Source organism: Cellulomonas bogoriensis 69B4 = DSM 16987 (genome assembly GCF_000767165.1).
Lineage (GTDB): Bacteria > Actinomycetota > Actinomycetes > Actinomycetales > Cellulomonadaceae > Actinotalea > Actinotalea bogoriensis.
In genome coordinates, this window is record NZ_AXCZ01000200.1 from 1 (window position 1) to 4545 (window position 4545).

General features: G+C 74.3%; 4 protein-coding genes. 3 read left to right on the forward strand and 1 reads right to left on the reverse strand.

Annotated elements, in window-relative coordinates:
- On the reverse strand, positions 1-401 hold a 401-nt coding region (locus N869_RS13120; RefSeq protein WP_035062338.1), incomplete at its 3' end, for a GDP-mannose 4,6-dehydratase.
- Between the two features lie 70 nt (positions 402-471).
- Between N869_RS13120 and N869_RS18595 the strand changes: the two genes are divergently transcribed.
- The 3 genes from N869_RS18595 to N869_RS13135 form a co-directional block, all read left to right on the forward strand.
- Positions 472-2646, forward strand: coding sequence for a hypothetical protein (locus tag N869_RS18595; RefSeq protein WP_084137163.1), 2175 nt, complete (start codon positions 472-474; stop codon positions 2644-2646).
- Positions 2643-3230: a hypothetical protein gene (locus N869_RS13130; protein WP_035062339.1), complete on the forward strand. Its 588-nt coding sequence runs from the start codon at positions 2643-2645 to the stop codon at positions 3228-3230. The genes N869_RS18595 and N869_RS13130 overlap by 4 nt, the downstream gene beginning before the upstream one ends.
- Positions 3231-3303: 73 nt before the next feature.
- The coding region (locus N869_RS13135) for a glycosyltransferase family protein (protein ID WP_035062340.1) at positions 3304-4545 on the forward strand (1242 nt) is incomplete at its 3' end.

Genomic DNA, 4545 nt, shown 5'->3' on the forward strand with positions numbered 1-4545 from the left:
CGGGTCGAGCCCTCGAGCGGGAGGTCCCCGTACACCTCGTCGGTCGAGACGTGGTGGAACCTGCGCCCGTGCCGGCGCACCGCCTCCAGGAGCGTGAAGGTGCCCTCGACGTTGGTCCGCAGGAAGGGTCGCGGGTCTGCCAGGGAGTTGTCGTTGTGGGACTCCGCCGCCAGGTGCACGACCGCGTCGCACCCCGCGACCAGCGAGTCGACCAGGTCCACGTCGGCCACGTCCCCCACCACGAGGTCCACGTCCTGGGCGCAGGGCGCCAGGGAGGCGCGGTCCCCCGCGTAGGTGAGCGCGTCCAGGACCGTCACCGTGACGTCCGGTCGTTCACGCACCGTCTGCTGGACGAAGTTCGCACCGATGAACCCCGCACCGCCGGTCACCAGGAGCCTCATGGGCCACGACCCTAACGCGGCCACCACAGGTGCCCGCGGACCCACCCGGCCGTGGAAGGATGTCGCAACTATGAGCGCCATGCACGTCACCGACGTCGCGATGATCTCCGACTTCCGGCTGCCGGGCGGCACCTCCCAGAGCGTCTCGGAGGAGATCACCGCCCAGCACTCCGCAGGCATCAGCACAGCGCTCGTGCACGTCAACGGCCCACTCGTCGGCAGGGTCCGGGGGTTCCACCCCGCCGTGGCCGCCCACGTGCGCAGCGGCCGGGCGACGCTGGTCGTCGACGGCGACGTCCACGCGTCGGTCGTCACCGTGCGCCACCCCGCAGTGCTGGAGCAGGGCGCTGCCCAGCTCCCGAGGATCACCGCGGACCACGTCGTGATCATCGCCAACGCCGGCCCCACGGACATCGACGGCCGCGCGGTGTACGACGTGGCCCGGACCGACCAGGTGGCGCGCGACCACTTCGGCGTGGACCCGGTCTGGGCACCGATCGGCCCCCTGGTCCGCGAGGCGATCGCCGACGACGTGCCCGCAGGACGACTCGCCCCGGCCGACTGGGTCAACATCATCGACGTCGACGCGTGGTCCGCGGAGCGGCCGGTCCCGCCGAGCACCCGGCCCGTCGTCGGACGGCACAGCCGACCCTCGCCGCAGAAGTGGCCCGCCGACGCACAGACGTTGCGGGCCGTCTACCCCACGGACGGGTCCTGGGAGGTCCGGGTGCTGGGCGGGGCCAGACCCGTGGCCGACCTCCTCGGCACCGTCCCGTCGAGCTGGACCGTGCACGAGTTCGGTGACGTCCCGCCCGCGGAGTTCCTCGCCGGGCTCGACTTCTTCGTCTACTACCACGACCCGCGGTGGGTGGAGGCGTTCGGGCGGACGATCGTCGAGGCGATGGCCTCGGGGGCGCTCGCCGTGCTCCCCCCGCACTTCCGGGTGCTGTTCGGGGACGGAGCCGTCTACGCCGAGCCCCACGAGGTGCGCGCGGTCGTCGACCGGCTGCACCACGACCGTGATGCCTACGGGGCCCAGGTCGACCGTGCCAGGTCGATCGTGCGGGACCGGTTCAGCCACGGGACGCACGTCGCGCGCCTGTCCGCGCTCCTCACGCCGCGGGAGCCGGAGCCGGGCCTGCGCCCGTCCGGTGGCCCGGCAGCGGCCCCCGACGACGGCCCGCGGCTGCTCATGGTCTCCAGCAACGGCGCCGGGATGGGTCACCTCACCCGGTTGCTGTCCTACGCCCGGCAGGTGGAGGACGGCACCACCGTGTCGTTCCTGTCGATGTCCCAGGCGGTACCCGTGGCCGGACGCATGGGTCACGACTACGAGTACCTGCCCTCGGCGAAGGCGCTCGGCATGCCCCCGGGGCGGTGGCGGGAGATGTTCGTCGGGCGGGTCACCGAGACCCTGCGGCGCCGACGCCCCGACGTCGTGGTGTTCGACGGGACCTGGCCCTACCCCGGTGTCGAGGAGATCCGGGAGCAGGAGCCCTCGCCGCGCTGGGTGTGGTCGCGGCGTGGCATGTGGCGGCGAGGGCTGAACGTCGAGCAGGTGCGCAAAGCGGCCTGGTTCGACGCGGTGCTCGAGCCCGGGGACCTGGCCGCGGCCCGGGACCGCGGCGCGACGGTCGACGCCCCGTCGCACAAGGTGCGCCCGGTCACGCTGCTGGACCGTGAGGACCTGGACGACCGCGCACGGGCACGCGCAGAGCTCGGCCTGCCCGCGGACGGGCCGTTGGCGCTGGTGTCCCTGGGCGCGGGCAACATCAACGACACGGGGTCGCAGATCGGGGCCGCGGCAGCGGCGCTGCGCACGCTCGGTGTGGGGATGTGCGTGACGGTCCCCGAGATCGCCGGCGCGGGCGCCGCGGTCGGCGCGGACGTGCACCTCGTGCGCGACTACCCGTTGTCCCGCAGGTACCGGGCGTTCGACCTGGCGATCGCGGCCTCCGGCTACAACTCGTTCCACGAGCTCCTGAGGTTCGGGACCCCGACGCTGTTCGTCCCCAACCGGGCGACGTCCCTGGACGACCAGGAAGGCCGGGCCGAGCACGCCGCCGCCCAGGGGTGGGCCCACCAGGTGGCCGACATGACCGATCCGGGAGCCCGGGACCTGCTGGCGGACCTGCTCGACGCCGGCCCGTCGATGGCCACCCGTGCGGCCGCAGCCGACCCGGGGAACGGTGGGACCGACGCCGCCCGGTTCCTCATCGACGTCGCAGGTGGAGGTGGGCGATGAGCGGGAGCACGTCGACGGGCCCGAGGCTGGGCACGGTACCGGCCCGCGCCCTGCGGATCGCACGCAGGGTGCCCGGGTCCGAGCGCCTGGCGGGCGCCGTGGTGCGCCGGCTGCGCCGCAGCCGGATCGCCAGGGAGGTCGTCGCGCGGGTGTTCGACGTACGCAGCGGCACCCCGGGGGGCACCACGTTCCTGTCAGCGGGACGCCTCCTGGACGGTCACGGGCTCGAGAACCTGCCGGTGGTCCTCGTCGACGCCGTCGGGGCGCCGGCGGCGGACCTGCCGGCCATGGTCGAGGCCGTCGCCCGGGAGCAGCTGCTGACGGGGGGTTTCAGGCCGGTCGTCCTGCTGAGCGGGGACGACCTGTCGGCGGCACGACGGTACGGCTACCCGGTCGAGCTGGTCGTCCAGGAGGACGCCTGGCCCACGGACAGCCCGGTGCCGTGGCCGGACTACCTGCGGCACCGCATCGGTGACGTCGTCCACACGTACAACGTGTCGATGACCGTCGCGCTGCGGTCGGTGCAGGACGTCCACGGGGCCTCAGCGGTCCTGGCGACCTGCCGGCCCCCCTCCGTACGGTGACCGAGATGACCGAGATGACCGAGGTGAGCGGCAGCGGCCCCCGGCGGGCCCGAGCACAGCGCAGGGGGCGGTCGTGGGCTTGAGGGGACTGGGCAAGCGGCTCCCACCGATCGCCCGACGCGACGCAGAGCTGCGCCGGTACCGGGATCGGCTCACACAGCTGGAGCGTGAGCTCGCCCGGGCCCAGAAGCGCATCCGCCGGTTGGAGCGGTCCGGTCCCACGGCCGAGGAGATGGCCGCGCGGGTCCGCACCTCCGGCCTCTTCGACGCCCCGTGGTACCTGGCGCACACCGGCGACACCCCGGACGACCCGGTGCTGCACTACCTCACGGTCGGCGACGCCGCGGGCCTCTCACCCCACCCGGCGTTCGACCCCGCCACCTACCGGCGCCACCTGCGTCCCCGTCGGTGCTCGACACCGACCCTCTGGCACTACCTGACCTCCGGGGCCCGGACGGGCACCTCACCCCACCCCGCCTTCGACGCCGAGGCGTACCTGGCGACGGCCCCGCAGGCCGCGGACCACCCCGGAGGGGCCCTCGGCCACTACCTGGAGCACGGGGCCCCCGGCGTGCTCACCGACGGGACGCTTCTGCCGGCCCCTGCGGACTTCCTGGCCTCGGCACGCCGGGCCGGCGCGGTGCACCACCTGGACGCCCCCACGGTGCCGGTCGAGGTCGACTGGGAGCAGGCTCTGGCGGCTGCGGACGAGCGGACCGACGTCCTGTCCGTGGTCGTCGTCGTGTCCCAGGACCCGGCCCGGGCCGCGACCGGTGTGCGACGCGTGACGCAGACCGCCGAGGTCCCCACCCAGGTGGTGGTCGTCGACTGCTGCACCACCCGTGCCGACCGGCTCCGGCTGCGGGTCGAGCTCGACGGGATCGAGCAGGTGCACATCCACACGCCGGACGGCACGGTCCCGGCACCTGCTGCGCGGAACATCGGTGCCGCACTCACCACCGGCCGGACGGTGGTGTTCGTCCCCGACACGGCCTGGGTGTTCCCCGGGTGGGACAGCGCGCTGCTGCAGACCGCGGCGTCGCACGTGGCGGTCCAGCCGCTCGTCCTGGACCGTGGCGGGAGCATCTGGTCCGCAGGCGTCGCGCTCGACCCCGTCACCGGTCCGCACCACCCCCTGCGGGGGTACGCCGGGGACGCACCGGAGGCCCGGGGCGAGCGGGTGGTCGACGCCGTCGACACGTGCCTGTGCCTCGGGGCCGAGGGCTTCCTGCGCGCCCGTGGGTTCGACACCGCGGCCGACGGGGACCTCGTGGGCCCCGACCTGTCCGTCCGCCTCAGGGCCGCGGGCCGGTCC

Bases quoted from the DNA above. Each gene is read 5' to 3' on its own strand.
- N869_RS18595 (WP_084137163.1), top strand. From the start codon at position 472: ATGAGCGCCATGCACGTCACCGACGTCGCGATGATCTCCGACTTCCGG.
- N869_RS13130 (WP_035062339.1), top strand. From the start codon at position 2,643: ATGAGCGGGAGCACGTCGACGGGCCCGAGGCTGGGCACGGTACCGGCC.